This is a genomic window from Muriicola sp. (assembly GCF_041567615.1).
Lineage (GTDB): Bacteria > Bacteroidota > Bacteroidia > Flavobacteriales > Flavobacteriaceae > Muriicola.
Genome location: NZ_JBFGBM010000197.1, coordinates 1 through 4491, shown reverse-complemented (window position 1 = coordinate 4491; position 4491 = coordinate 1). Strand labels below are relative to the sequence as shown.

The following is a 4491-nucleotide window of genomic DNA, read 5'->3' as shown; positions in this document are numbered from 1 at the left end:
TTTTCTATTACTTGTTTCGCTTGCGGTCTACCTCTTTCAGGTAGATCTTCCTCAGGCGGATGTATTTTGGGGTCACTTCCACGTACTCGTCTTTCTGTATGTATTCCAGGGCCTCTTCCAGGGAGAACTTGATGGCGGGTACGATCTTGGCCTTATCATCGGCTCCTGCAGAGCGCACGTTGGAGAGTTTTTTGGTCTTGGTGACGTTGATGGTCATATCGTCTCCCCTGGAGTTCTCGCCGATCACCTGGCCTTCGTAAATATCTTCTCCCGGGTCGATAAAGAAACGGCCTCTCTCCTGGAGTTTGTCGATGGAATAAGGGATGGCCTTGCCGTTCTCCATGGACACCAGGGAGCCATTCTGCCTTTGGGGGATATCCCCTTTCATCGGCTGGTATTCCAGGAAGCGGTGTGCCATGATGGCCTCCCCGGCTGTGGCTGTGAGCAATTGGTTCCTCAAGCCTATGATCCCACGGGAAGGGATCTGGAATTCACAGATCATTCGGTCTCCCTTAGATTCCATCCCGATCATCTCTCCTTTGCGGATGGCTACCATTTCAACGGCCTTTCCTGAAACCTCCTCCGGAAGATCGATGGTCAGGTGTTCTACGGGCTCACATTTCACCCCGTCTATTTCCTTGATGATCACCTGTGGCTGACCGATCTGTACCTCGTAACCCTCCCGTCTCATGGTCTCGATAAGGACAGAGAGATGGAGTACCCCCCGGCCGAAGACCATGAATTTATCTGCACTGTCCGTTTCCTCCACACGCAGGGCGAGGTTTTTTTCCAATTCTTTTTCCAACCGCTCTTTGATATGCCTTGAGGTCACGTATTTTCCATCCTGTCCGAAGAATGGACTGTCATTGATGGTAAACAACATGCTCATGGTGGGCTCGTCTATGGCGATGGTCTTCAAGGCCTGTGGGGCTTCGAAATCGGCAATAGTATCCCCGATCTCGAACCCTTCGAGTCCGACTACCGCACAAATATCCCCTGTAGCCACCTGGTCAACCTTGATCCTGCCAAGGCCTTCAAAGGTGTAAAGTTCCTTGATCTTCGACTTCACCTGTGTACCATTTCGCTTCACCAGGGTGATCTGCTGTCCTTCTTTGAGCAGCCCCCTCTGCAACCTGCCGATGGCGATCCTGCCGGTAAAGGAAGAATAGTCGAGGGAGGTGATCAGCATTTGTGTGTTCCCCTCTTCCGGTTTGAATTCGGGAATGTTTTCCAAGACCATCTCCAGCAAGGGCTCAATGGACTGGGTTGGCTTTTTCCAGTCGGCACTCATCCAGTTGTGCTTGGCAGAGCCATACACCACGGGGAAATCCAGCTGCCATTCCTCTGCCCCCAGTTCGAACATCAGGTCGAACACTTTTTCGTGCACCTCTTCGGGCGTACAGTTCTCCTTGTCGACTTTGTTGATCACCACACAGGGTTTGAGCCCAAGGCTTAATGCCTTTTGCAGGACAAAACGGGTCTGTGGCATAGGCCCTTCAAAGGCATCTACCAGCAGCAGTACCCCGTCTGCCATATTCAGAACCCTTTCCACCTCACCGCCAAAATCGGCGTGGCCGGGGGTATCTATAATATTGATCTTGGTCCCCTTGTAAGTAACGGACACATTCTTGGAGACGATAGTAATCCCCCTCTCCCTTTCCAGGTCGTTATTGTCGAGGATCAGGTCTCCGGTCTTCTCATTCTCGCGGAAAAGCTGGCAAAAATGGAGGATCTTGTCTACCAGGGTCGTCTTTCCGTGGTCTACGTGGGCGATGATGGCAATATTCTTGGTCACAGACATCTTCTTGTTTTGAGCGCGCAAAGATACTGCTATTTTCGGCTTGAGATAACAAAGTTGTGTTTTTTTTAGCAGGCTGATTTTGAGCGGTTTCCGAAAGGAATTCCCCGCCTGAAAAATGGACTCAAATTCCTACCTTTGCCCAAAATATTTCTAATGGATTTCACCCAGATCCCCCAGCTCAGACATACAGACAGCAAACAATTCTTCCTTCTCTCAGGCCCCTGTGCCATTGAAGGGGAAGATATGGCCCTGAGAATTGCAGAACATATCGTTCAAGTGACCGATAAGCTCAGGATACCCTATGTCTTCAAAGGGAGTTTTAAAAAGGCGAACCGCAGCCGTGTGGATTCCTTTACAGGCATAGGGGATGAAAAGGCTCTGAAGATTCTGAGAAAGGTCTCTGAGACATTTCATGTACCTACCATTACTGACATCCATGAGGTTTCAGACGCTGCTAAGGCAGCAGAATACGTGGATATCCTTCAAATTCCGGCTTTCCTGGTCCGCCAGACCGATCTCGTCATCGCCGCCGCCAAAACGGGAAAGACCGTGAACCTCAAAAAGGGCCAGTTCATGAGTCCGGAAAGTATGAAACACGCCGTGGCCAAGGTCACAGATTCGGGAAATGAGCAGGTGATCATCACAGACCGGGGCACCATGTTCGGGTATCAGGATATGATCGTCGATTTCAGGGGAGTCCCCACCATGAAGCAATACGCCCCCGTGGTGCTGGATGTCACCCATTCCCTTCAGCAGCCGAATCAGTCGTCCGGAGTCACAGGAGGCAGGCCTGCCCTGATCAGCACTATGGCCCGGGCCGGGATCGCGGCCGGGGTGGACGGACTCTTTATGGAAACGCACTTCGACCCGGCCAATGCGAAGAGTGACGGGGCCAATATGCTTCCCCTAGACAGGCTCGAGAAGCTATTGACCGATCTGTCCAGACTCAGGACAACGATCAACAGCCTCGATTGATTTTTTATCTTCATTTTTAGGTAAATCCGGCTGCAGAAATGATTTGCTTAATGGCAGACCCCAGGTGCAGTAAGATCTTCCTGTACACTTCTGGCTTGTCCAGGATACATCGGGAAGCCAGCTCCCCAGCAGCTTGGAATCAGGTCAGGCTGATAAAGTTGATCTCCCGCTCAAAATCGCGTTCGATCCTGCGCGAAAAATGGACAGGCGTGAGGGGGGAGATCGTGATGTTCCTGGAGATCATATCCACGTCAAAATGAAAGCAGGAAAAATCACCATCGCATTCCTTTTCCAGCCTGGCCATAAGAAACTTGGTGATCTTGGGCCGCAGCTGATACTCCAGTTCTATGCAGTGTCTCCGGATGCTTTCATCCAGCTCATTGGAAAGGATCCAATTGAAATTCACGTGAAATATGTCTTTAAGAACGTGAAATATATTAATTTCCATCAAAAAGTATTCATCCCAGAATAAAAAACATGCGATTTACAACCATTCTGTTGGGCGCAATCTTCCTGCATGCAGCATGTGCCCAAGCCCAGGACCACCAACATGCTCACGGGCATGCCTTGTCTTACCCGGACATCCCCGGTTTTGTCACCCTGAAATGTGACCTCCACCAGCATACGGTATTTTCAGATGGGGAGGTCTGGCCCTCCATCCGGGTTATGGAAGCGCTTCGGGAAAACCTGGATGCCATATCCCTTACGGAACACCTGGAATATCAGCCCCATAAGGAGGATATCCCCCACCCCGATCGCAACCGGTCTTATGCCCTGGCACTGGAAGAGGCGAAGGACCACGGGCTGATGATCATTCACGGATCCGAGATCACCAGGAACGCGCCTATAGGCCATAGTAACGCCCTGTTTATAAGTGATGCCAATATCTTACTGGACAAAGATCCCAAGGTACCATTCAGAGAGGCCAAAAAACAGGGAGGGTTTATCTTCTGGAACCATCCGGCCTGGTACCGACAAAGTCCCAGTGGTAATCCCATTCTGAGTGAATTTCAGCTGGAACGCATTAAAGCAGGAGAATTACACGGCATTGAGGTCATCAATGAATACGATTATGCCGAGGAATCCCTGGCGCTAGCCCTGGAGCATAACCTCACTATCATGGGCACCTCGGATATTCACGGGCTTATCGATTGGCAATACCTCGAAAAAGGGGGGCATCGTCCCATTACCCTGGTCTTTGCCAGGCAGAAAAGTCCTGAGAAGATGAAAGAAGCCCTATTTTCGGGTAATACGGTTGCCGTTTACAATTCCCTTTTTGTAGGCAGGCCACAATTTCTCATTCCATTGCTCCGCGCCTGCGTGAAGGTCAACACTGTAGCCTACATCCCGAACACCAATATCCTGGAAGTGGAACTGGAAAATGTCTCCAGCAGCGATCTTCTGTTCGAAAATCAAATGGGTTACACCTTCTACAGCAAGCCACCGGTTTTTGAGATTCCTGCTAAGACGAAAACCACCCTCCAGATCAAGACCCTGGAAAGAAGAGAGAAGGTGATGCTGAGGTTAAAAGCTCTGGGGGCCTATACCGCACCAGGCACCCATCCTGAAGTGGAATGGGAGCTGAATCCGGGATAAGGCTTATTCCTTCCCGTCTACGTAATCCTGCAGGTAAGCGTATCGCGAAGTGAGTTTGCCCTTGGCTGTCATCCTGGCCCTTTCGAGGATACCTTCCTTATCCCCGTTGAAGAAAGAAG

The 4491-nt window shown here is 50.6% G+C and carries 4 protein-coding genes; 2 read left to right on the top strand and 2 right to left on the bottom strand.

Annotated features, from left to right (window positions below; genetic code table 11):
• Positions 1-7 precede the first annotated feature (7 nt).
• Entirely contained in the window at positions 8-1801 is a 1794-nt protein-coding gene (gene typA, locus ABYP73_RS11665) for a translational GTPase TypA (RefSeq protein WP_372974438.1), read from the bottom strand.
• A gap of 153 nt (positions 1802-1954) precedes the next feature.
• Here typA and kdsA point away from each other — a divergent pair, with 153 nt between their 5' ends.
• Positions 1955-2776, top strand: coding sequence for a 3-deoxy-8-phosphooctulonate synthase (gene kdsA / locus ABYP73_RS11660; protein WP_372944740.1), 822 nt, complete (start codon positions 1955-1957; stop codon positions 2774-2776).
• A gap of 139 nt (positions 2777-2915) precedes the next feature.
• Here the strand turns inward: kdsA and ABYP73_RS11655 are convergent, their stop codons facing one another.
• Positions 2916-3182: a hypothetical protein gene (locus tag ABYP73_RS11655; protein WP_372944739.1), complete on the bottom strand. Its 267-nt coding sequence runs from the start codon at positions 3180-3182 to the stop codon at positions 2916-2918.
• A gap of 71 nt (positions 3183-3253) precedes the next feature.
• On the opposite strand from ABYP73_RS11655, the gene ABYP73_RS11650 reads away from it, so the two are divergent.
• On the top strand, positions 3254-4372 hold the full coding sequence (locus ABYP73_RS11650) for an Sb-PDE family phosphodiesterase (RefSeq protein ID WP_372974437.1): 1119 nt from the start codon (positions 3254-3256) through the stop codon (positions 4370-4372).
• Positions 4373-4491 lie beyond the last annotated feature (119 nt).

What these genes read in the sequence shown, in the direction of transcription:
- ABYP73_RS11650 (WP_372974437.1), top strand. Translation starts at nt 3,254, where the DNA reads ATGCGATTTACAACCATTCTGTTGGGCGCAATCTTCCTGCATGCAGCA.
- kdsA (WP_372944740.1), top strand. Translation starts at nt 1,955, where the DNA reads ATGGATTTCACCCAGATCCCCCAGCTCAGACATACAGACAGCAAACAA.
- typA (WP_372974438.1), bottom strand. Translation starts at nt 1,801, where the DNA reads ATGTCTGTGACCAAGAATATTGCCATCATCGCCCACGTAGACCACGGA.